A 20,339-nucleotide genomic window follows, 5' to 3' on the forward strand; every position below is an offset into this window, starting at 1 on the left:
CATCAACATAGGCGGCAAACCGCGCCTCGCGCGTCTCTGATGGGATAGGAAGGTTCATCACACGCCTCCGCATGATGGATCTCCCGACTATAGCTCGCCTCGTGAGTTTATGACACAGTAGTACTAGTCGCACCTTACATTCGCATGTCTGAGCTGCGAGCCAAGTTTAGGGAGGAAATCCGCCACCGGGAGGCCGTGGCGGAGGACGGGTCATCTACAGCGCACTGGGCCCGAGACAAATCTTGAAGTGGTCGGCCCTGTCATGCGGACTGAGCATGGAACGGATGTGGAGCGTTTTCGCTTCGTTGAGATTTGCTCATGGGCTGCTCTGCAAGGCCCAAACCGTAGTATGATGCTGGTGCCGGACTGCGGAGAGATTGGTCGGAGACTCCCCGGCACGCGTGATGCGCTACCTTGAGCTTATTCTGTATGCCTTCGCGAAGTTCGTGATTTGGTACAGTGTTGTTTTGTTGTTCGGCATTGTTGCTGTCGAGGTTGCGACTTGTCCGGCCCAGAACCGCTTTGTCAAAAGCGAGCGGAGTGGAGCGACCTACGTGTGCGACCGCAACGGCGACATCGCTCGCTCCAATGCAGTTCTTCGGAAGCTTCTTCATCAGGGCGGGGAGGCTGATGAAACCCACCTTCGCGATTGAGAGTTATCTTGGTGCGGAGGGCCTGCCCCACAGGTCTCTTTGACCGTCCTCCGCGACTTCAGCCCCGTCCAGACCAATCCCGACGGGGCTTTTTCATGCCCAGGCGGTCTGGATGTGACGCTCATTCAGGAGCGCAACAATCCAAGATGGCGGGAGTTGGAATGACGCGGAGGCTCTTCGCACCATCTTGTGCGTGAACAGGCACACGACCTCCGTAAACTCAGCCCCGTTCAGAGGGATCCCAACGGGGCTTTTTCCTGCTCCAGCACCTGCTCGCGGCTCCAGGCGCCACCCCGGGCGGCTCTGATCCCGCGGGCGTTCAGCTCCGCCGCGATCTGCTGGAGGGAGACAACACCGGCGGCCCGCAGTTCCTCGATGATCGGAACAAGGTCTGCTGCGCGGCTCCGGGCCTTGGCCTGGCGTGCCGCGAGGCTGATGGCCCGGCCCTTGTCGCCAATAACCGGCAAGTTGCCCTGGTTCCCTCCGAGCTTCTTCCCCTGGCCTTGGCCGCCGCCAGGGCATCCTTGGTCCGCCGGGAGATCATGCGACGCTCTTCATCGGCTACCATGGCCATGATCCCGAGCGTCAGCCGGTTGGCGCTCGGCATGTCAGCCGCCACGAACTCCACTCCGGCCTTCTCCAGCCCGAGCAGGAAGTGCGCATCGCGACTCAGGCGATCCAGCTTGGCGATAACGAGGGTGGCGTTGTGCAGCCGGGCACAGGCGCAGCGCCTCGGTCAGCTTGGGCCGGTCAGAGCGCTTGCCGCTCTCGATCTCGACCACTTCAGTGACGAGTTGCCAGGAGCCGCCATTCAGGTAGTCGGCCACGGCCTGGCGCTGCGCCTCGAGGCCCAAGCCGCTGTGGCCTTGCTTGGCCGTGGACACCCGCAGATACGACACAAACCGGTCCTCGGCCATGGCATCCCTCCTTAGAACGTTTATCGCTACGCTCGTTCGTTGCGACAAACGTGACAGACCCGGAGGCGTGTCGAGGGCACTTTTACCCATGAGAATGTTAGACGAGGCTGGGGCGTCGGTTCATGCTGGGACGATGCGAACCGTGATCCTCGTTGCTACAGTCTGGGAGGTTCAGATAGCGACGGTCTATCAGCATCGTGGAGGGTTGCTGCTCAGTTCTCGTCGTCTTCCGGCAGGGATTCGATCTGCCCTATTCTCCAGGCGCGGTGACCAGCCTGCCGCTCCAAGGCTTCCACCTGCCGAAGAAGCTGTGTCGCCAATGTCGCTTCGCGCCGAAAACCTTGATCCCCTGGGTCGCTCCCCAGGCGCAGGTGCATATCACGCACTCTCGCCTCCAGGGCTCGCCTGAGAACACCCAACTGTTCTTGGTCCAGTTCCAGCAACATTGTCCTGCTCCGTGGGCTGGATTTCAGAGTTCAGGCTGCACGATCCAACTTGCGACGCATGACGAATGTGCTGTGGGTCTCTTGGACGACCTCAAAGCCATGCCGCTTATAGAACCGAAACGCTGGGTTATTCTTCAGCACGAACAGGGCCATGGACTTTGCTGTTCTGCCCTGTTCGTTCAGCCGCCGCATGACCTGTGAGCCAACCCCGCGCCGTTGATGCAGGGGCGCGACATACAGTTGCTTCAGGAAGGTTTCGTCGCCTGTCTGGCGAAACTCGACCCAGCCGATCTCCTGACCATTGAGCGTAATGATCCAGGTGTCGTCTGGACGCCACAGGCTCGCAAACTGTGCTTCTTGCTCGTGGTCCACCCACGCCATCCAGGCAATGGCCAGAGGTTTGATCGTTTGAACATACAGACTGAGAGCAAAGGAATAGTCGGCTGAAAGAGCCGGTCGGAGGGTAATCATTGTGTGATCGGTTAAGGAATGCAGTGGTGGTAATCAGAGAGCTTATCTTGAGTGGTTGCTTTTGGACTTCGCGTTGATCTCCTCCTACCACACGAGATCAGCTATGAGGAGTACGAGCACGATCCTTGTGGGCTCTGACGGCGTCATACGTTCAGCCCTGCTAATCTCGGGAATGATGCTCATAAGCTTCGGAACTTCAGACATGAGCGGGTTGGCAACTTTGGAACTGATCGGCGGCTATAGAATTAGTTGAACATACGGACCCCTACTAATCCCCGCATTCCCCTTGTGCAGTGGGTCCAAGACTTGCGAGAAGTTGCTCGACCCGGCGCTTGCGAAAGCAGCCGGGTTCTTTTTTGTCATCATGGGACAGCCGCTTGGTTCACGCCACCAACGAATACTGTCGCTTCACCGATAATCTCGATGGCCAAGCTTGCCTGTTCAGGTTAGATTCAAGGCTAAGGGGCAAAGGCTTATGGGATGACCAAGCAGGTTGACGGCAAACCGCTCGTCCTCCTTCTGGAGGATGAGGCCCTCATTGCTCTCAACCTTCAGGACGAGTTGCAGAATGCAGGCTATGAGGTAGCTGGTCCCTTCACAGCCTGTGCCGCTGCTCTGGAGTGGCTTCAGACAGTCACCCCTGCGATGGCCATTCTGGATGCGGCTCTGACCGATGGTTCCTGTCGCGAGATCGCCCTGGAGCTAACCCGTCGCGAGGTCCCGTTCCTGATCTACTCAGGATACCAAGAGGACCAGCACCTTCTGGCCGAGTTCCAGCATGTCACCTGGATCGAAAAGCCGGTTCCGTGTGCTGTTCTGGTCCAAGCCTGTCAGCAGCTTCTGGTCGGCGGTCTCTAAATTGCCTGGGGAAATCAGTCGCTTCGCGTGAACGCTCGCACATTCAGTACGTTCTCATGGGTGGTCTCAGCGGTAAGTGGCGCGTCGTGGACAACAAAATGCAGCCTGTCTGGACGGAAGATGACCGGCTTGCAACCCTGCGCAGCTACCGGGTTCTCGACACGCCATCGGAGCCCACCTTCGATGATCTGGTGCAACTCGCCGCCCGTGCCTGTCAGGCTCCCATTGCCCTGATCAGCCTGATTGATGAGCGCAGGCAATGGTTCAAAGCCGAGGTGGGGCTCGGGGTGCGTGAGACGCCGCTCGACCGCTCGATCTGTCTCACGGCCATGCTTGAGCCGGGGCTGACCATCATTCCCAACCTGACCAACGACCCTCGCTTTGCCCACAACCCGCTGGTGACAGGGGAGCCGCATTTGCGCTTCTATGCCGGGGCGGTGCTGCGAACACCGGATGGGGTGCCTTTGGGAGCACTATGCGTGTTCGACCGCGTGGCCCGTGACCTCCCAGAGGAGCAGGCTTCCACCCTCACATTGCTCGCGCGGCAGGTGATGTCGCAACTGGAGCTACGGCGGGAGATTGCTGAGCGGGATGAGAGGCTGGAGGCCGCTCGGCAGATCGAGCAGAGGCAGGCGCTGCTGGTGCGCGAGCTTCACCACCGGGTGAAGAATACGTTGGCGACCGTCCAGGCGCTGGTTGGAGCCACAGGCCGATCCACGGGCAGCTTCGACGAGTTCTACCGCTCCTTCTCGAACCGCATCGCCTCTCTGGCGAAGACCCATAACCTGCTGACCGAGGACTACTGGCAAACCGCATCCCTGCGGGAGATTGCCGTCAACGAACTCAAGCCGTTTGCTGAGAGCAGGCAGCCTCGCTTCATGCTGATCGGACCGCATGTCGAGCTATCGGCTGATCTGGCGGTTCCGGTCGGTATGGCCCTTCACGAACTGACCACGAATGCGGTCCGGTACGGGGCTCTTTCGGTCCCGGCGGGATATGTGCGGGTTCAGTGGAGCGTGAGTGAGAATGAGGGGGTCAGGAAGCTTCACCTGGAATGGAGCGAATTTGGTGGTCCGCCTGTGAGCGAGCCGCAGCACCAAGGCTTTGGCACAATGCTGCTCCAGCGGGTTCTGCCCATGCAGTGCCATGCCGAGGTGGAGGTCAGGTATGATCCGGAAGGCTTGCGGTTTCGGATGAATGCGCCCTTGGTCGAACGGCGGCTGGTCCCGGCGTACTGACGGCTGCCTCGGATAAAGAAGCTGCGGCCAAGTTCGATTTCAGCACTCCTTCGCGCCCCTGACGACGATTTCTTGGATTGTCAGGTCTGGGGTGAGAACCGCACCTTGAACTGGAGTGCTCCATGGCCATGAAGTACGTCATGCTGAGACTTGATGGCGGCGAGTTGCTGCCGCTCGTCTTTCCCGCGTTCATGCAGCACGCTCACATGGCTCAAGCTGTGCCAGCCACGGTGGTGAGCGCCGGTCGCGTTCGTCTGGAGAACGGGAAGGTCATTGCCGGTGGCGCATCAAGCTCACTGAACGTCTCATCACGAAAGAGGACGCCAGATTATCCAGATGTATTTTGATGGGCAGAACGTCATCCAGCAGGAGGTCTAATCGGGGCCGGAACAAGAGCTGCTCTCAATGGCACGATTAGGTAGAACGGATTGGCAACCCTTCACGCCCAGGCTTCAGGACTGACCCGCAATTTGAAGCCAGATGATCGTCACTTCGCTCTGGTACCCGTTTGAAGCTCCCGCGCTAATCGGCTTCGGCAAACCTATCCCGACACTTGCACTCTTTCACGGACGATCCTTTGGGGAGCAGTACGCTTTCCCATCAGGTGCTCGGCCTTGGATGATGGCACAAACACCGAGATCCAAGCTGCATTCAGCCATAGCGTGGGTCTTTTGGTCAGTTTACCGACTCACGTTCTTGCTACGTACTACGTTACCGTGTGTTTGGGAGCAGATCTTGTTCCAGCCCCAACCTGACAATGCCCTATGGGATCAATCCCAAGAATTGCGCAGTCTCCTGATCCACTGGGATGCCGCTGCGCTGCCGCTCGACCTCGACCGCCCATTCTCGATCGCCCGGGGCCATGACGGTCTGCCCCTCCCGGGCCGCACTCGTCCGGAGTGCGGCGAGATAGCGGCTGATGGCCTCATCATAGAGGGCCCGTCCCAAGAACTGACCAGGATCGACCGCGAGGCAAAAATGCCCCATCCGACGGGGCGTCTCAAAATCATGCGTCTCAGCCATCCGGATCAGCTCATGATCGAGGGTGCTGCCAGTCAATATTGCTGAAAATAGGGTCACCATTCCGGCCAAGGCAGCTCCCTTGAACCCAAAGTCAATCCCTCCGAGTGGCATCAGCATCTCGACAAGGGCAGGATCTTGGGTCGGCTGGCCTGATTGATCGGCAGCGACACCCGCGGGCAGAGTCCTGCCCAAGGTCTTGTAGAGGAGCACGCGATTGAAAGGGATCGACGAGGTTGCCATGTCCAGAAGCCAGGGCTTTTGGTCTGGAACGGGTGCTCCGACCGCAACGGGGTTTGTGCCGTGGAACCGCTCAGCTCCGCCGTGAAGGCCAACGATCGAGTCCGTGTTCGACATCGAGACTGCGATGCAACCAGCCTCGGCTCCAGCAAGCGCATAGGCTCCGGCCGCGCCAAAATGGGACGAGTTGATCACCCCGACTGCACCAACTCCGGCTTCTTTCGCCAAGCTGCAGGCCAGCTCCATTGCCGCATAACCGGCGGCATGACCGAGGCCGTTGTCGGCATCAAGAACGGCAGAGCCTATAGCCGTGCGGCGGATCTGCATCTTTGGCGTTGGATTGACACGTCCGCTCCGCAGCACGCGGGCATAATGTGGTGTAAGCCGGACCCCATGACTGTCGATCCCAAGGCGCGACGCGTGCAGCATGGCACGAATAGCTGCACCGGCTGAAACTTCGTCGGCACCGGCGTTCTGGAGTCCGGCGAAAGTTCGGGCTTCAAGCTGGTCCAGTGGAGCAATAATAACGTCTGTCACATCAATCTCTTTTGATTTCGCGCGTTCGGGATCCAGCCGGTTTACGACGCTCAGTTGACCTTGAAATCGGCGAAGAGGCTAACTCCGCCGCAAGCATAAAGTGTCTAACCGTCACATGCGAGGCGTCGTCGGATGCCAGACAAGCGAAAACAGCCACAGCAAACGTGCTGCTCCCTTAGTCTGGCGTGAAGATCTTAGGGTTCTGACCTGACACACGCTCCAACTCCTCCATGACAGCTTCCAAATGGGTCTTCATAGCGCGTCGTGCTGCCTCAGCGTCACGAACCTCAAGGGCATGGAGCACCTCGCGATGTTCAATAAGGGTAGCCATATGCCGGCGCGGCGAAGAGAGAAGGCGACGAGCTCGATCAATGTTAGCACGTGATACCTCAATGATCGCTGCAATCCGCGGAAGCTCCAGGGCCTCGACCAGAGTGTTATGAAAGGCTAAGTCAAGGTTATGAAATCCCAATGGATCTTTTCGCGCAACAGCTTGCTCCTGGGCCCTCAGATTACTCCGAAGTACGTCCAATGCGGAAGGTGATAGACGGTGAGCGGCTGTCGCAGCCACCAGCTCCTCTAAAGCTTGTCGGATTAGCATGAACTCCCTGATCACACGCAGATGTATTCGAGTTACTCGGGTGCCGCGTTGTGGCAAAACCTCAACGAGGCCTTCTACGGCTAAGCGCGCGAGCGCCTCCGAAACGGGGAACATCGAAACGCCGAGTCTGGCGCAGACGGCTCTTTTGTCAATCAACTCGCCCGGGGTGAAATCCAAGGAAATGATAGAGGTTCGCAGCGACTGTTCTACCTGCTCCAAAGTACTTCCGCGGGGCCGATGCTCGAGACGAGAAAGGAACGTATATTTACTATTGTTGTCGGGTGCTTGCATGGTGCGGGAGTGCTAACAGTTACATGCCTCAGACGCTATAGTCGGATTAAGACGGTGATGCTCGCAACCTATTCCTCAACGTCCAGAAAACAGGGCAGAGTGTCTATGTGGTTTGTCACTGATAAGCTGTCCTAAGGATCAGATAAACGTTGTACGCTGACTAGGCCTAATCCCTGCTCGCATAAGGGCCAAGTACCCGGAATGAAACTTACATACTTCACTGTAGGTGAGGGGTGCAGGGTCTAGGCTACTCAATCTGCCGAAAGTCTAAGGTGGATCGTTGCAGCTTCCTTTATGTTCTGAAGCCCGTTGTCTCCGCCGAGTCTCAATAGCCGCTCTCCCTTCCTGATAAATCCAGAGAGGGCAAGTTATGATGAACCTAGTCGTCTAAAGTCGATCGTTCAGGCGCATTACCAACGCCCTACGCTGAACTAATCTCACTTGACACACTACAGATATTACTATCTTTTTTAAGAAAATTGGCCGGACCAATCCAGAAAAGGCGGCCGCACATAACCGGCTTGGGGCGGGAAACGATCGCAGGAGGGGACCTTGTCACTCAAGGTCGATGAGTCACGGCGGCTTTACCGACAAATTGCCAAGCACTTACGCGATCTGATTGATAGCGGTGAGTATCCGATTGGCGGACGGCTGCCTTCTGAGCGCGAGCTTGCCGATCGCCTCCAGGTCTCTCGCACAAGTGTGCGAGAAGCGCTCATTGCTCTTGAAGTCGAAGGCCTTGTTCGCATCAATGTCGGCTCCGGCATCTACGTTCTGGGACCGTCAGCATCAAGGTTGACAATACCTTCTGGCGAAGCTTCGATCGAAGGCCCCTTCGAAATTCTGCATGCACGTGAGATCTTAGAGCCGTCCGTGGCAGCGGAAGCGGCTACTCTCGCGGATCCTGGGCACGTCGGTGCCCTTGACCGAATTCTTGCCCAGATGGAGCAATCTGGAGGCAACGATAAATGGATCTCGCTTGATCGCGAATTCCACGTCGCAATCGCAGCGTCTCTTTCGAATGGGGTGTTAGCCCGCTTCATTGGGCAGCTCTTTGATCAACGGATGAATCCCTACTTCCGGCGACTAGCAAGTTATTTCGAGGATGCAAGCACTTGGAGCCAAGCGCTCGCTGAGCACAGGGTCATCCGCGATGCCATTGCAGCGGGCAATCCTGAAGCAGCGCGGCAGGCAATGAGACAACACTTGAGGCTCTCTCAAGAGCGCTTTTCGAGAAGTTTCGGTGAAATTGCAGTGCTGTCCCACCGATCGGGCAAGGTCACGCCCGTACTTCGCAGACGAGCGGAAAGCCCGCGCGAGTTGCAAATGAAAACCAGCAGGAGAAAAATATGACGACAGTGAAATGGTCAGCGGTTGTAGCAGCTGTACTTGGCCTCGCAATTACGGGAGGGGCGGCGCAGGCCCAAACGAAGCTGAAATGGGCTCACGTGTACGAGCCAAACGAGCCATTCCACACGCAGTCAGTGTGGGCCGCCGGCGAACTCGCCAAGCGCACCAACGGGCGCTACACGATCGACGTCTATCCTTCCTCGCAACTTGGCAAGGAAACCGACATTAATCAGGGCCTGTCCCTTGGTTCAGTTGACATGATCATTTCAGGGTCCAGCTTTGCCGCTCGAAGCTATCCCCCCATTGGCGTCACGTATTACCCGTACGTCTTTCGAGATGCGAACCACCTCCTAGCATATACCAAAAGCGACGTATTCAAGGAGCTTGCCAAGGGCTACACGGACAAAACCGGACACCAGATCCTTGCGGTGACCTATTATGGCGCGCGCCACACATCGTCGAACAAGCCCATTAAAACATGTGCTGACATGAAAGGATTGAAGATCCGCGTTCCGGACGTGCCAGCCTACCTGGCGATGCCCCGCGCGTGCGGTGCCAACACTGCTCCGATCGCATTCGCAGAAGTGTATCTTGCGCTTCAGAACGGGACCGTCGAGGCTCAGGAAAACCCTCTGACTACGATCGAGGCCAAGAAGTTCTACGAGGTGCAGAAGCACATCGCCCTGACCGGGCATATCGTCGACCATCTCAACACGGTGGTGTCCGCCAATCTGTGGAAGAAGCTCTCTGACGAGGACAAGAAAATCTTCTCGGAGGTCGCCCAGGAAGCAGCCGCCCGCGCAACCGCCGAAATCCATTCCAAGGAGAAAGAACTCGTTGGCTTCTTTAAGGATAAGGGACTAACCGTCTCTGAGGTCGACAAAGAGGACTTCAAGCAGAACGTCTTGAAGAACGTCACATTCGAGTCCTTCGGGTATCGCAAGGCGGACTACGATAAAATACAGGCCATCAAGAGCGAGCCTGCGTTGTAAAGCTCGTGGTTGCTCTGTCAGGGGTACCAACTCCCCTGGCAGGCTTCCGACCGAAAACCGTCGACTATCTCGATTATTCAACGATAATTCTGGAGTGAACGGGATGAAGCCCGAGATTCATACTGAGATCACGGCTGAGGAACTGGCCCACGCTTTCGAGGAGCCGGTTCCTGAGGTCGATCTCAAGCAGTATGGTGTTGAGGACTGGGCGACATTAGCGATCTTTTGGCTGATGGCCTTCGCGGTCTTTCTGCAATTCTTGACGCGGTACGTGCTCAATGACTCTTTCGCGTGGACCGAGGAGATCGCAACCTACTGCTTGGTAGCAGTGGTGTTTCTTGGGGCTGCGATGTGCGTCCGCTTGGGGCGCCATATCCACGTTGATCTGCTCTTCCGTTATCTGCCAGCAAGGGTCGCGAGAGCATTGGCAATCATGATCGACGCCATTCGCACAGTTTTCTTCGCCTACGCGGCTTATCTTGTGTGGAACTTCATGGCGATTGTCGAAGGCGAGACTATGACCACAATCATGCTGCCGAAGAACTGGGTTTATGGCTGTGTCTTCGTGGGATTCATCCTGATGTTTCTCCGATCAGTTCAGGTGTCGATTGATAACTGGCGCCGCGGCTACTCTATTCTGGAGAGACCAGAGGCTTTCGACGCAGCCCCGATCTAACAACTTCAATAATCCGATGTCCTAAGATTTGATCGGAGCTCGCCCATGCTTATCCTCGTCGGTTCATTTCTCACTTTGATGCTCCTTGGCCTGCCTGTGGCTTTAACGATGGCCGTCTCGTCTCTGATTTATATCCTTGCCACGGGAATCGCACCCGACGTCGTCCTGGCTCAGCGCATGATCGCCGGCGTGGAGAGTTTTCCGCTGCTTGCCGTGCCGTTCTTCATTCTCGCGGGCAACCTGATGAATACTGCTGGCGTCACGGGGCGGATCTACAGCTTCGCGGTCGCACTAGTCGGCTGGATGAAGGGCGGGTTGGGGCAAGTCAACATCATTGGCTCAGTAATCTTTTCCGGAATGTCGGGAACTGCGATCGCTGACGCCGCTGGCCTTGGCACAATCGAAATCAAGGCTATGAAGGACCACGGCTACTCGACTGAGTTTGCCGTCGGCGTGACCGCCGCTTCCGCGACACTTGGGCCGATCATACCGCCGTCCTTGCCATTCGTGATCTACGGCATGATGGCCAACGTTTCGATTGGGGCGCTTTTCCTTGGAGGATTAATCCCCGGCGTCGTCATGACACTCATGATGATGGCAACGGTGGCATATTTTGCCTATAAGAACGGTTGGGGCAGTGACAGTCCATTCTCCTGGCGCCAACTCGGGAATGCGACGGTCGAGGTCATCGTTGTCATGATGTTCCCGGTCGCTGTCTGGGCCATGGTCCAGTTCGGCCTGTCGACCAACGTCGCAATCGGCATTGCGCTCGCGATTCTCCTTGCGCTCGACTGGTACTTCGATTTCTCCGCTGTCATGGCCCTTATGGCGCCCGTCATCCTGATCGGCGGCATGACGCTCGGATTGTTCACACCAACTGAGGCTGCCGTCGCCGCAGTAATCTGGTCGCTTTTCCTCGGTCTCGTGCGCTACCGCTCGATGACTTTGAAGACGCTGGTCAAAGCAACATTCGATACGATCGAGACCACTGCTTCGGTGCTGTTCATCGTGACAGCCGCATCGATCTTCGCGTGGCTTCTCACGGTAAGTCAGGCCGCTCAGATCCTATCGGACGCGATCCTCGGTATCACGCAGAACAAATGGGTCTTTCTGCTCCTGGCGAACCTGCTGATGCTGTTCGTTGGCTGCTTCATCGACACCATCGCAGCCATAACCATCCTTGTGCCGATCCTTCTTCCGATCGTACTCAAGCTCGGCATTGATCCGATCCATTTCGGCTTGATCATCACCCTCAACCTCATGATCGGGCTTCTCCATCCGCCTCTCGGGATGGTCCTGTTCGTACTAGCTCGCGTGGCGAAGCTCTCGGTCGAGCGCACGACCGTGGCAATTCTTCCTTGGCTGATTCCACTAATGCTTGCGCTTGTCGCGATCACCTACATTCCTGAGTTGACTCTCTGGTTGCCGCGAACGATGGGAGTGGCAAAGTGACCGAAACTTGTCTTGCTGCAACGCTCTTTGGAGCCGAAGATCTTCGGCTGGTGGAAGCGCCGATCGGTCCTTTAACGCCCGGCATGGTCCGGGTGCGCTTTGGTGCAGGCGGGATCTGCGGGTCAGACATGCATTACTACCGACATGGACGGACTGGGGAGTTTGTTGTGAACTCCCCGTTAATCCTTGGTCACGAGATCGCGGGCGAGATCGTAGATATCGCGGCTGACAGCGGTGACCTTCAAATTGGCGACCGCGTCGCAGTCAATCCCTCACGGTGGTGCGGTTACTGCGATAGATGCCAGGAAGGCCGTCCGAACCTATGTGAGAACATCTATTTCATGGGATCGACATCAAAGACCCCGCACATGCAGGGGGGCTTTGCCACGTATTTTGATGCCATCCCGGCCCAGTGTATCAAAGTGTCGGACAGTACGCCAATGGCCGCTGCAGCGCTGGCAGAGCCCCTCGCTGTTTGTCTTCACGCCATCAGCCGGGCCGGCCAGGTGGAAGGCCGAAAAGCAATTGTGTTTGGCGCAGGTCCTATCGGTCTCCTGACACTATTGGCTGCTCGATTGGCCGGAGTCTCGGAGGTCGCGATGGTCGATGTCGCCGCCGCTCCGCTTGCCTTTGCGCAGCGTTTAGGCGCTGATCATACCGTTGATATCTCTGGGGGCGAGGATGCTCTGAAAGAACTTGCTGCAGCGAAGTCTTTTGACCTGGCCTTCGAGGTCTCTGGGACAGCCTCCGGTTTAGCTTCGGCGATATCCAACGTGCGTCGCGGCGGGACAGTCGTTCAAGTCGGCAATTTACCCGGCGGTCAGATCCCAATCCCTGCCAACGCTGTGATGGCTAAGGAAGTAGACCTCAAGGGCTCCTTCCGCTTTGGCGAGGAATTTGAGCAAGCTGTGCGTCTCATTGACAACAGGATGATTGATGTCCTTCCCATCGTCACCTCCGAGTGTCCGCTTTCCGAAGCTACAGAAGGCTTCCGCGCAGCTCTAGATCGATCGCAGAGCGTTAAAGTCGTCCTGACAGCTTCTTAAGCCGGATTACCTGATGGAAGAAATGGCTGATCGCCGTTATTGTGCACCAGAGATGCTCTTCGTGAGCGGTGAGGAAGTATCTTCGATGACTACGCATACTGCCACGTCCCATCCGGTGATTTGCCTTCACCCCCACGATCACGTGGTCATAGCGCGCGCGACACTGTTGCCGGGAGCGCAAGTTGCAGACGGTATCGCAGCCTATGACCGGATCCCGGCTGGGCACAAAGTTGCCGTGCGCCCGATTGCTGCAGGCGAGGCGGTACGGCGTTACAACCAGATCATTGGCTTCGCCACAGCCCCAATTACCCCGGGCCAGCACGTGCATGTTCATAATCTAGGCATGGGTGAGTTCACTAAGGACTATGCCTATGGCCAAGATGCAAGGCCGACAGAGTATGTCGACACCCCGGTCACGTTCGAGGGCATCCAACGCCCGGATGGGCGTGTGGCGACCCGCAACTACATCGGCATTCTGACCTCGGTAAACTGCAGCGCTCATGCAGCCAACTTGGTGTCCGATGCCTTTAAGCGGCACCCTTTTACCGGCTTTGATCCTCTAGCCGAATTCCCGAATGTCGATGGTGTGGTTGCATTGACGCACAAGACTGGCTGCGGCATGCCGGAAGGCGAGCCCCTTCAGCTGCTGCGCCGCACGCTCGCTGGCTATGCCCGCCATCCGAACTTTTCCCACATCGTGGTGCTTGGCCTCGGCTGCGAGGTGAACCAGATCAGCGGGATGTTAAAGGAGCATAAGCTCACCGACCGGATCCGTAACATGGATATCCAGAGCATGGGCGGCACTCGCAAGACCGTTGAGGCTGGCATAGCCTTCGTGAGAGAGGTCTTAGCCGAGTCAAACAAGGTGCAGCGCCAGGCGGTGCCTGCGAGCGAGCTGAAGGTGGCGCTACAATGTGGTGGCTCGGATGGCTATTCCGGCGTTTCCGCGAACCCGGCCCTCGGAATCGCCAGCGACCTTGTCGTGCGCCACGGCGGCACGGTGATCCTGTCCGAAACAACTGAGACGTATGGTGCCGAGCACATCTTCACCCGTCGGGCGGTAAGCCGCGAGGTCGGCGAGAAATTGGTCGAGCTGATGCGCTGGTGGGAAGAGTACACGCACAAGCACGGGGCGGAGATCAATGCCAACCCGTCACCTGGCAACAAAGCTGGTGGGCTGACCACAATCCTGGAAAAGTCGCTTGGCGCCATGGCCAAGGCGGGCAGCACCAACCTCGTTGACGTGATCAAGTATGCCGAACCCGTCATAGCACGCGGCTTCGTGTTCATGGACACTCCCGGCTTCGATCCCGTCTCGGCCACAGGTCAGGTCGCCGGTGGGGCCAACGTGGTCTGTTTCACCACGGGACGCGGCAGCGTGTTCGGGTGCAAGCCATCGCCATCGATCAAGATCGCGACCAATACGCCTCTGTACCGGCGCATGGAAGACGACATGGATGTCAACTGCGGCACCATCGTCGATGGCGAGGAGACCGTGCGGGAGGCTGGACAGCGTATCTTTGATCTAATCCTACGGGTCGCCTCCGGCGAGCGCACGAAAAGCGAGTTGTATGACTTCGGCTCCGCCGAGTTCGCACCGTGGCCGCTCGGCGTGACAGTGTGATCCTTGGGCACAGTGCCTCATGAGAGGAGGGCAATGTGGCGGATCGTAAGCTAGATCAGGCTAGTGTAGGCCTAGGCTCAAAGGCGCAGGCTCGCAGACTAGCGGAACAGGGCCTGCATGAACAAGCGACCGGCCACAACGAGGAGGCAGATCGTTTGCTTATCCAAGCCCAGGAGATTGACCCTGAAGCTGTCGCCGATGTGCTGCGTGAGCACGACGCTGCACGAGCGCCCGATGCAAGGCTGCAGGCGACGGCGGATCAGGACGTGGAGCGCGTGCTTCCGCGGATCAAACCCGGACCAGAGCAGTCCAGCGGATGAGCCGAAGAGTGGATTGGATCTGGTCCTTGCAGGTTCCCTGAAGGTGAACCTGCCGATTTCGGTACGCCGGTCGATCTTGGATGGTCCTTGGCAAGGCTCCGTTGCATTAACTTGGAACGGTCGCAACGAACCCAGTCGAACGGGTTGCTCAGACAGCAAGACCGAAGAGCTGGTTGACGAAACGGATTTCGCCTGTGGATCCGGGCTCCGTCAGCATGCAATGGCCGCGGCGGATCATCCGCATCACCTCGAAGCCTTTGATGGTGGCGGAGGCTGTTGCCATCCTCTGGAAGCCGCGGGTCGGCCGGATGACGCGCTTGAGTGCTCCATGGTCGGCCTCAATGATGCTATTCAAATAATTTCGATGTCCGGTGCTCAACTTTTTTCGACAGCAGGCCTTCCTTCTGCAGGCGCTGGATTGCCTTGGGATACGACGCCAGTTTGGCGGTCGTGATGGACGATGGTGGGTAGTCGCTCATCGTCCTCAGGGCTTTGCGCAGGAAGCGATAGGCTGCTTTGGTGTTGCGGCGGTCTGACAGCATGAAGTCGATCAGCTGTCCGTGCTTGTCGCCCGCACGAAAGAGATACTTCCATTTGCCGCCAACCCGCACATAGGTCTCGTCGACGCGCCAAGAGCCAGGCCTATGCCCCTGGTAGCGGCGAACCCGTTTCTCAAGCTCCGGCGCATACCTCTGGACCCAGCGGAAGATCGTGGATGGGTCCACCTCGACCCCACGTTCCTGCATCATCTCGGCCAAATCGCGGTAGCTGATCCCGTCTTGCAGTACCACTGCACGCACAACAGGATGATCTCAACCGGAAAGCGACGGCGCTTGAAGATCGACAACAGGACGGCTCCTCGACTGGCTGCTCCTCCTTATGCCGCCAAGGTTAATGCAACGGAGCCGTCAGGCGTGCGATGCGCCGACGTGATCCGCCATGTTGGCGCCTCGAGACCCGAGCGGAAGCGCAGCGCCCTGCGTACTGTCCTTGGACGTCTGGTGCTCCATCTCAGCGTTGAGCTCGGCGCCAAGCAGAACAATCACCACCGACAGCCAGATCCAGATCATGAAGCCGACGCCCGCACCGAGCGAGCCATAGGTCTTGTTGTAGCTGTCGAAGTTGGCGACGTACCAGGAGAACAGCATCGAAGCCCCGAGCCACAGCACAGCCGCCGCGACGCTGCCCCAGGTCACCCAGCGCCACTTGGCATCATTGCGGCTGGGGCCGTAGCGGTAGATCATAGCCAGCCACGCACAAACGACGACAAGAAGGACAGGCCAGCGCAGGACGGCCAGGAACTGTTCGGCCGGCGTCACAATGCCTATGAAGGTAAAGATGATGGGCGCAACCACCACCGCGCCGATGGCCGTCATGACGACACGGATCATGCCAAGGGTGAACAGGAACGATGTGAAGTAGAACCGAAGCAGGCTCCGCTTCTCCTTCTCGCCATAAACCACGTTGAGGGCATCGAAGAGGGCTGCAACTCCCGAGTTTGCGCTCCAGATTGCCACTAGAAAGCCTATTGCAAAGGCGAGACTGAGTGTATCGCTGCCCTGGGTGATGATCAGGGTGACCTGCTCTCCGATGAGCTCCAGCACGCCCCCGGGCAGAATCCCAGCGAGAAGCGACAGATGGCCCCTGATCGTGCCGGTATCGGCAAACAGCCCGTAGAGCGACACGACTGTGGCAATCGCCGGGAACACGGCGAGCAGGGCGAAGAACGCGACTCCGCCTGAGGTCGACAGGATGCGGTCGTCCGGGATGGACCAGAACACGCGCCAGAGAATATCCTTCCAGCCGCGTGCCGGGATATCCGTGGGTGTGCTGGCCTGGCGTCCACGACCCGGCTCACCAGCGCGGGTTAAATCGTCCGACCGCCCGCTTGAGCTGGGCTCCTCGCCGACATGGGAGCGCCAGTCTTGAGCGTGTTCATTCGCTGCATGGTCATCCATGGGGCACCGTGGCCGCCTCCCTTATCTGAACTGAAGCAAGAGAGAGGTGGGAGATAAGATGATAGTGGAGATCGACAGAGAGATTACTGAGCAGAACGAGGCATTAGCCCCCAAACAGGACAGCATCATGCAGCGCTTGCTGTGGTCACGGCTTTTGAAGGTTCAATGGTGTCTCGTCTGGCGAGTTCTATGCACAGGGCCGTAGCCGCACGCAATGTCGAAGCGACAAGGTCCGCACGTGCGGCCTCGCGGAGGCTCTCGGCAGCCGTGGCGTCGGCAACCCAGCATCCCAGCACAATCTTCGCCTGTGGCATCTTCCGGCGCAGGCGACGCACCGCATAGCGCATGTGGGCCGGACTGCCGGCATCGAGAAAGGACAGGCACACCACGGCAGTATCCGCAGCCTCAAGCCGGGTGATCGATTGGACTGACAGCGAGGCTGCACCTTCGACACGTGCTTTGAGCCCATGCTTTGTCAGGAGTTGCGCCAGCATCAGGGCGGCCGCCTCATCGACTGGACTCTGGCCGGCAATGCACAGGATCGGCGCCTCTCCCGTGAAGCGGGGATCAAGATCCTCCGGCGCCAGAACCGGAAGATCGGCGGTTCCAAGCGCTTCCGCGCTGGCATCGACGGCCGCCGCTGCTTCCGGATCAACCGTCCGACCGGATGCCGGCTCCAGATCCGGATGATCGGACAGGTCGTCCACCAGTTCCTCGACCGTGCCCCTCATGCGTTCCAGGCGCGCCTCGTCGAGCACGCCGCGAAGCGCATCGGCGCGGGCGAGCCGCAATCCCGCCAGAGCGACCTCATCGTAATAGACGGAAAGCGAGCGCTCCTTCAGGAACTCCTCCGCGACATCAGCCGCCTCCGCCGGATCTCCGGCCAGCATGCGCTGGTAGAAGATCTCCGGCGGCGAGAGGGCCGGGCGGTCGCCCAGCATGACGTCCAGGAACTCGAGCCGCTCGACATGGCGGCCGAGCACGACCAGGCACACCGTCAGGGGGGTCGCGAGCACCAATCCGATCGGACCCCAGAGCCAGGTCCAGAATGTTGCCGCAACGACGACCGCGACCGGAGACAGACCCGTGCTGTGACCATAAACCAGGGGCTCGACCACGTGTCCGGCCAAGGGCTCCATGACGATGAACAGCGCGGCAGTCATCAGGAGCATCGACCAGCCCGGATCAACGGCCGCCGCCAGGGCCAGCGGGAAAGCGGCGGAGATGAACGCGCCGATGTAAGGAACAAAGCGCAGGATGGCTGCGAGGATGCCCCAGAGCACCGGACTTGGCACGCCGATGAAGTACAGGCCGATGCCGATCACCACGCCGAAGGCTGCGTTCAGGGCCAATTGCGTCAGGAACAGCTTGCTCAGGCGGCCTGCGGCATCGTCAAGGGCCGCGGTCGTCTTCTGGAGATCATGCGAGCCCGCAAGGCGAATCAGGCGGTTCCGCAGATCCTCGCGCTGCAGCAGGATGAAGATCACAAAGATGATCACGATCCCGGTGGTCGCAAGGGGGTGAATGAGCGGGGTAATGAAGGCGCCGAGGGTTTGCAGAGCTCCCGGGTCGGGCTGGCGCACTTCGACCGGGATGGGCTTCGTCTCGGCGGCGGGTGCGGCGCTCGGCGTCAGCGGGTTAGCCGGCCGGGCAGCGTCAGTCTGCGGCCTGTCGAGTTCCTTGCCGAGATCCTGCAAGACGTCCGCGGCTCGCTCCAAAGCACCGCTGCCTGCGGCGGACCCGCGCAAGGACAGCACCTTCTCGCGCATCGTGAGCTGATAGCGCGGCAAGTCTCCGGCAAGTTGGGTGACCTGTGTCGCCATCACTGTGGCGAGTGCCGTAATCCCGGCAAAGGCGACCAAGACGACCCCGATAACTGCGAGAACACGGGGCACGCGGAGTTTCTGCAACAGCCGGATCAAAGGCGCCAGCACGAAGCTCAGGAGGATCGCAAGGGCCACCGGAACGAAGACTTCCCGGCCGACGAACAGACCTGCAATGACGAGGGCGATCATGCCGACGACGCCAATGCCGCCCGTTGAGGGCTCCGAGACATACATGTCCCGCTCGGAACTCTTTGGCTTTAGGACTGACATTGATGGGGGTTCCTGGGCCGCCTGGAGTCGAGAGCTTCGATCCGGCGCTTAAGAATAACGCGTACAGAGCTGTTTCGATCCTGAGCCCGGTCATTGAAGGTCGGTGGCGGCCGACCTGCGTTTGCCGGGGGTTGTTTTGTTGGCGCTACTCTTATGTTCCAAAGGACGTCGCCCACGAATGTGACACTCTGCGATTGGGAAAGCCGTGACAGATGACTCCGACGCCGCTCACCCCGTACTGCTTTCAAGTCTGGGATGGTCTGATTTTTTCGAGGATCAGCTTGAGCCCCATGAGGCAGGCCTCGCCCCGCATCGTATTGCCACGGTCCACCGCGCCCGCCTGACCGCGATCTCTCAAACCGGGCCGGTCGAGCTGACACTTCCAGTTCACAGCCAGACCGGCGATTTTGCCGTAGGGGACTGGGTGCTTGCCGACCATCAAACCCAACTGCTGCATCGCCGACTGATCCGCAAGACAGTGCTGGAGCGTCGCACCGAAGGCAGCAAGACCCCGCAGCTCGCTGGTGCCAACGTCGATACGCTGTTCATCGTCACCTCATGCAATGCTGATTTCAACCCCGCCCGGCTGGAACGCTATCTGGCGCTGGCGAACGAGGCTGGGACCAACCCGGTGATCCTGCTGACCAAGGCTGACACCGTGGCGGATGCACGGGCGTATGAACAACAGTCCCTCGCGCTGCAACACGGGCTGGCCGTCGTGATCTTAAACCCCCTATCCAGAGATGCCGCAGGTGCTTTAGCCCCATGGTGCGGTGTGGGGCAGACAGTGGCGCTGGTCGGCTCCTCCGGTGTCGGCAAATCGACGTTGGTGAACACACTGGCAGGCCCAACGCAGGAGTTGGCCCAGCAAACCGGAGGAATTCGCGAACACGATGCCAAAGGACGCCACACCACAACCTCGCGCTCGCTTCATGCCATTGCAGGTGGCGGATGGGTGATTGACACGCCGGGAATGCGCACGCTCCGTGTCAGCGATGCGGCTTCTGGCATTGAGATCCTGTTCGCTGAAATTACCGAGCTTGCCCCTCTCTGCCGGTTCAGCGACTGCACCCACGCCCACGAACCCGGCTGCGCCGTCCGAGGAGCGGTAGCCGCAGGTGTGCTGGACCCGGAGCGTCTGACCCGTTGGCGCAAGCTGGTAGAGGAAAGCAGCAACCAGACGTCGGGCCGCAGCGGGCCGCGTGGCGGCAGTGCGACTGCGGGTCGAAGCAAGAGGCGCTGAACGACGATCGGCCGGGCTGCTCACCTACACACGAAATTGATCGCTTTCCAAGATGTCCGGCCGCATTGGCCCCAACACAGAGCTTGCGTTGCAACAGATCCCACGGTGCTCCTTGTTCTGCTCCTAGCGATTATCACTCTCTTTTGTAGCCAGCGCCATTTTGCTGCGCGTTCTGCTTGCCTTGTTGGCGGCCAGATCCTTGATAAACGCCGCCGCCCACCGTGAGACATCGGAATTCCAAAGAACTTTCGACATGACCTGCCAGCGTGCAACCCGCTCCTCTTGGCTCATGTGCAGCGCGTGCTGAATA

The 20,339-nt window shown here is 58.9% G+C and carries 18 protein-coding genes and 3 pseudogenes; 12 read left to right on the forward strand and 9 right to left on the reverse strand.

Annotation, left to right across the window (positions count from 1 at the left end):
* Positions 1-404 precede the first annotated feature (404 nt).
* The gene (locus FS320_RS22285; protein WP_152738255.1) at positions 405-653 is read left to right on the forward strand and encodes a hypothetical protein; all 249 of its coding nucleotides are present in this window, start codon (positions 405-407) and stop codon (positions 651-653) included.
* A 230-nt stretch (positions 654-883) separates the two neighbouring features.
* Here the strand turns inward: FS320_RS22285 and FS320_RS22290 are convergent.
* The 3 genes and pseudogenes from FS320_RS22290 to FS320_RS22295 form a co-directional block, all read right to left on the reverse strand.
* Positions 884-1,570, reverse strand: a pseudogene (locus tag FS320_RS22290) (recombinase family protein).
* 212 nt (positions 1,571-1,782) lie between these two features.
* Entirely contained in the window at positions 1,783-1,956 is a 174-nt protein-coding gene (locus FS320_RS45245; protein WP_153885322.1) for a hypothetical protein, read from the reverse strand.
* Between the two features lie 90 nt (positions 1,957-2,046).
* Positions 2,047-2,487 carry a GNAT family N-acetyltransferase gene (locus FS320_RS22295; RefSeq protein WP_152714137.1) on the reverse strand — a complete coding sequence of 147 codons (441 nt, stop codon included), beginning with the start codon at positions 2,485-2,487 and terminating at the stop codon, positions 2,047-2,049.
* A 480-nt stretch (positions 2,488-2,967) separates the two neighbouring features.
* On the opposite strand from FS320_RS22295, the gene FS320_RS22300 reads away from it, so the two are divergent.
* The 3 genes from FS320_RS22300 (at position 2,968) to FS320_RS22310 (ending at position 4,930) form a co-directional block, all read left to right on the forward strand.
* Positions 2,968-3,345 (forward strand): response regulator, encoded by a 378-nt coding sequence (locus tag FS320_RS22300; RefSeq protein ID WP_152714138.1) that lies wholly within the window; start codon positions 2,968-2,970, stop codon positions 3,343-3,345.
* Between the two features lie 98 nt (positions 3,346-3,443).
* Positions 3,444-4,583: a sensor histidine kinase gene (locus FS320_RS22305; RefSeq protein ID WP_152714139.1), complete on the forward strand. Its 1,140-nt coding sequence runs from the start codon at positions 3,444-3,446 to the stop codon at positions 4,581-4,583.
* A 122-nt stretch (positions 4,584-4,705) separates the two neighbouring features.
* Complete coding sequence (locus tag FS320_RS22310) at positions 4,706-4,930, forward strand: hypothetical protein (RefSeq protein ID WP_152714140.1); 225 nt, start codon at positions 4,706-4,708, stop codon at positions 4,928-4,930.
* A 415-nt stretch (positions 4,931-5,345) separates the two neighbouring features.
* On the opposite strand, the gene FS320_RS22315 is transcribed toward FS320_RS22310, so the two are convergent.
* Together FS320_RS22315 and FS320_RS22320 are read right to left on the reverse strand one after the other, a co-directional pair.
* A complete protein-coding gene (locus FS320_RS22315; RefSeq protein ID WP_162003153.1) occupies positions 5,346-6,380 on the reverse strand; it encodes an Ldh family oxidoreductase in 1,035 nt (344 codons plus the stop codon).
* Between the two features lie 175 nt (positions 6,381-6,555).
* The gene (locus FS320_RS22320) at positions 6,556-7,272 is read right to left on the reverse strand and encodes a GntR family transcriptional regulator (RefSeq protein WP_152714142.1); all 717 of its coding nucleotides are present in this window, start codon (positions 7,270-7,272) and stop codon (positions 6,556-6,558) included.
* Between the two features lie 552 nt (positions 7,273-7,824).
* Between FS320_RS22320 and FS320_RS22325 the strand changes: the two genes are divergently transcribed.
* From FS320_RS22325 to FS320_RS45250, 7 genes are all read left to right on the forward strand, one after another.
* Positions 7,825-8,625 carry a FadR/GntR family transcriptional regulator gene (locus tag FS320_RS22325; RefSeq protein WP_152714143.1) on the forward strand — a complete coding sequence of 267 codons (801 nt, stop codon included), beginning with the start codon at positions 7,825-7,827 and terminating at the stop codon, positions 8,623-8,625.
* Positions 8,622-9,614, forward strand: a complete 993-nt coding sequence (locus FS320_RS22330) for a sialic acid TRAP transporter substrate-binding protein SiaP (protein WP_152714144.1) — start codon at positions 8,622-8,624, stop codon at positions 9,612-9,614. Before FS320_RS22325 ends, FS320_RS22330 begins: the two co-directional genes overlap by 4 nt.
* Positions 9,615-9,717: 103 nt before the next feature.
* The gene (locus FS320_RS22335) at positions 9,718-10,290 is read left to right on the forward strand and encodes a TRAP transporter small permease (RefSeq protein WP_152714145.1); all 573 of its coding nucleotides are present in this window, start codon (positions 9,718-9,720) and stop codon (positions 10,288-10,290) included.
* Positions 10,291-10,335: 45 nt separating this feature from the next.
* Positions 10,336-11,742, forward strand: coding sequence for a TRAP transporter large permease (locus FS320_RS22340; RefSeq protein WP_152714146.1), 1,407 nt, complete (start codon positions 10,336-10,338; stop codon positions 11,740-11,742).
* Positions 11,739-12,788 carry an alcohol dehydrogenase catalytic domain-containing protein gene (locus FS320_RS22345; protein WP_162003154.1) on the forward strand — a complete coding sequence of 350 codons (1,050 nt, stop codon included), beginning with the start codon at positions 11,739-11,741 and terminating at the stop codon, positions 12,786-12,788. Before FS320_RS22340 ends, FS320_RS22345 begins: the two co-directional genes overlap by 4 nt.
* 85 nt (positions 12,789-12,873) lie before the next feature.
* Entirely contained in the window at positions 12,874-14,412 is a 1,539-nt protein-coding gene (locus FS320_RS22350) for a UxaA family hydrolase (protein ID WP_152714147.1), read from the forward strand.
* A gap of 155 nt (positions 14,413-14,567) precedes the next feature.
* Positions 14,568-14,732, forward strand: coding sequence for a hypothetical protein (locus tag FS320_RS45250; RefSeq protein WP_153885323.1), 165 nt, complete (start codon positions 14,568-14,570; stop codon positions 14,730-14,732).
* Between the two features lie 148 nt (positions 14,733-14,880).
* Here the strand turns inward: FS320_RS45250 and FS320_RS22355 are convergent.
* The 3 genes and pseudogenes from FS320_RS22355 to FS320_RS22365 all read right to left on the reverse strand — a co-directional run bounded on the left by FS320_RS22355 (position 14,881) and on the right by FS320_RS22365 (position 18,786).
* Positions 14,881-15,579 (reverse strand): annotated as a pseudogene (locus FS320_RS22355) (IS6 family transposase).
* Between the two features lie 61 nt (positions 15,580-15,640).
* Positions 15,641-16,690, reverse strand: a complete 1,050-nt coding sequence (locus FS320_RS22360; RefSeq protein WP_152714148.1) for a YihY/virulence factor BrkB family protein — start codon at positions 16,688-16,690, stop codon at positions 15,641-15,643.
* Between the two features lie 125 nt (positions 16,691-16,815).
* Positions 16,816-18,786 (reverse strand): AI-2E family transporter, encoded by a 1,971-nt coding sequence (locus FS320_RS22365; protein ID WP_152714149.1) that lies wholly within the window; start codon positions 18,784-18,786, stop codon positions 16,816-16,818.
* 205 nt (positions 18,787-18,991) lie between these two features.
* Here FS320_RS22365 and rsgA point away from each other — a divergent pair, with 205 nt between their 5' ends.
* Positions 18,992-20,029, forward strand: a complete 1,038-nt coding sequence (gene rsgA / locus FS320_RS22370) for a ribosome small subunit-dependent GTPase A (protein WP_338105443.1) — start codon at positions 18,992-18,994, stop codon at positions 20,027-20,029.
* A 123-nt stretch (positions 20,030-20,152) separates the two neighbouring features.
* Here rsgA and FS320_RS22375 read toward each other — a convergent pair.
* Positions 20,153-20,339: pseudogene (locus FS320_RS22375) on the reverse strand (trehalose-6-phosphate synthase); the annotation flags it as partial.

Origin of the sequence: Microvirga tunisiensis, from assembly GCF_009296175.1 — a bacterium.
Lineage (GTDB): Bacteria > Pseudomonadota > Alphaproteobacteria > Rhizobiales > Beijerinckiaceae > Microvirga > Microvirga tunisiensis.

Bases quoted from the DNA above. Each gene is read 5' to 3' on its own strand.
- FS320_RS22335 (WP_152714145.1), top strand. From the start codon at position 9,718: ATGAAGCCCGAGATTCATACTGAGATCACGGCTGAGGAACTGGCCCAC.
- FS320_RS22365 (WP_152714149.1), bottom strand. From the start codon at position 18,786: ATGTCAGTCCTAAAGCCAAAGAGTTCCGAGCGGGACATGTATGTCTCG.
- FS320_RS22305 (WP_152714139.1), top strand. From the start codon at position 3,444: ATGCAGCCTGTCTGGACGGAAGATGACCGGCTTGCAACCCTGCGCAGC.
- FS320_RS22310 (WP_152714140.1), top strand. From the start codon at position 4,706: ATGGCCATGAAGTACGTCATGCTGAGACTTGATGGCGGCGAGTTGCTG.
- FS320_RS22300 (WP_152714138.1), top strand. From the start codon at position 2,968: ATGACCAAGCAGGTTGACGGCAAACCGCTCGTCCTCCTTCTGGAGGAT.
- FS320_RS22330 (WP_152714144.1), top strand. From the start codon at position 8,622: ATGACGACAGTGAAATGGTCAGCGGTTGTAGCAGCTGTACTTGGCCTC.
- FS320_RS22340 (WP_152714146.1), top strand. From the start codon at position 10,336: ATGCTTATCCTCGTCGGTTCATTTCTCACTTTGATGCTCCTTGGCCTG.
- FS320_RS22285 (WP_152738255.1), top strand. From the start codon at position 405: ATGCGCTACCTTGAGCTTATTCTGTATGCCTTCGCGAAGTTCGTGATT.
- FS320_RS22295 (WP_152714137.1), bottom strand. From the start codon at position 2,487: ATGATTACCCTCCGACCGGCTCTTTCAGCCGACTATTCCTTTGCTCTC.
- FS320_RS22320 (WP_152714142.1), bottom strand. From the start codon at position 7,272: ATGCAAGCACCCGACAACAATAGTAAATATACGTTCCTTTCTCGTCTC.
- FS320_RS22350 (WP_152714147.1), top strand. From the start codon at position 12,874: ATGACTACGCATACTGCCACGTCCCATCCGGTGATTTGCCTTCACCCC.
- FS320_RS22360 (WP_152714148.1), bottom strand. From the start codon at position 16,690: ATGGATGACCATGCAGCGAATGAACACGCTCAAGACTGGCGCTCCCAT.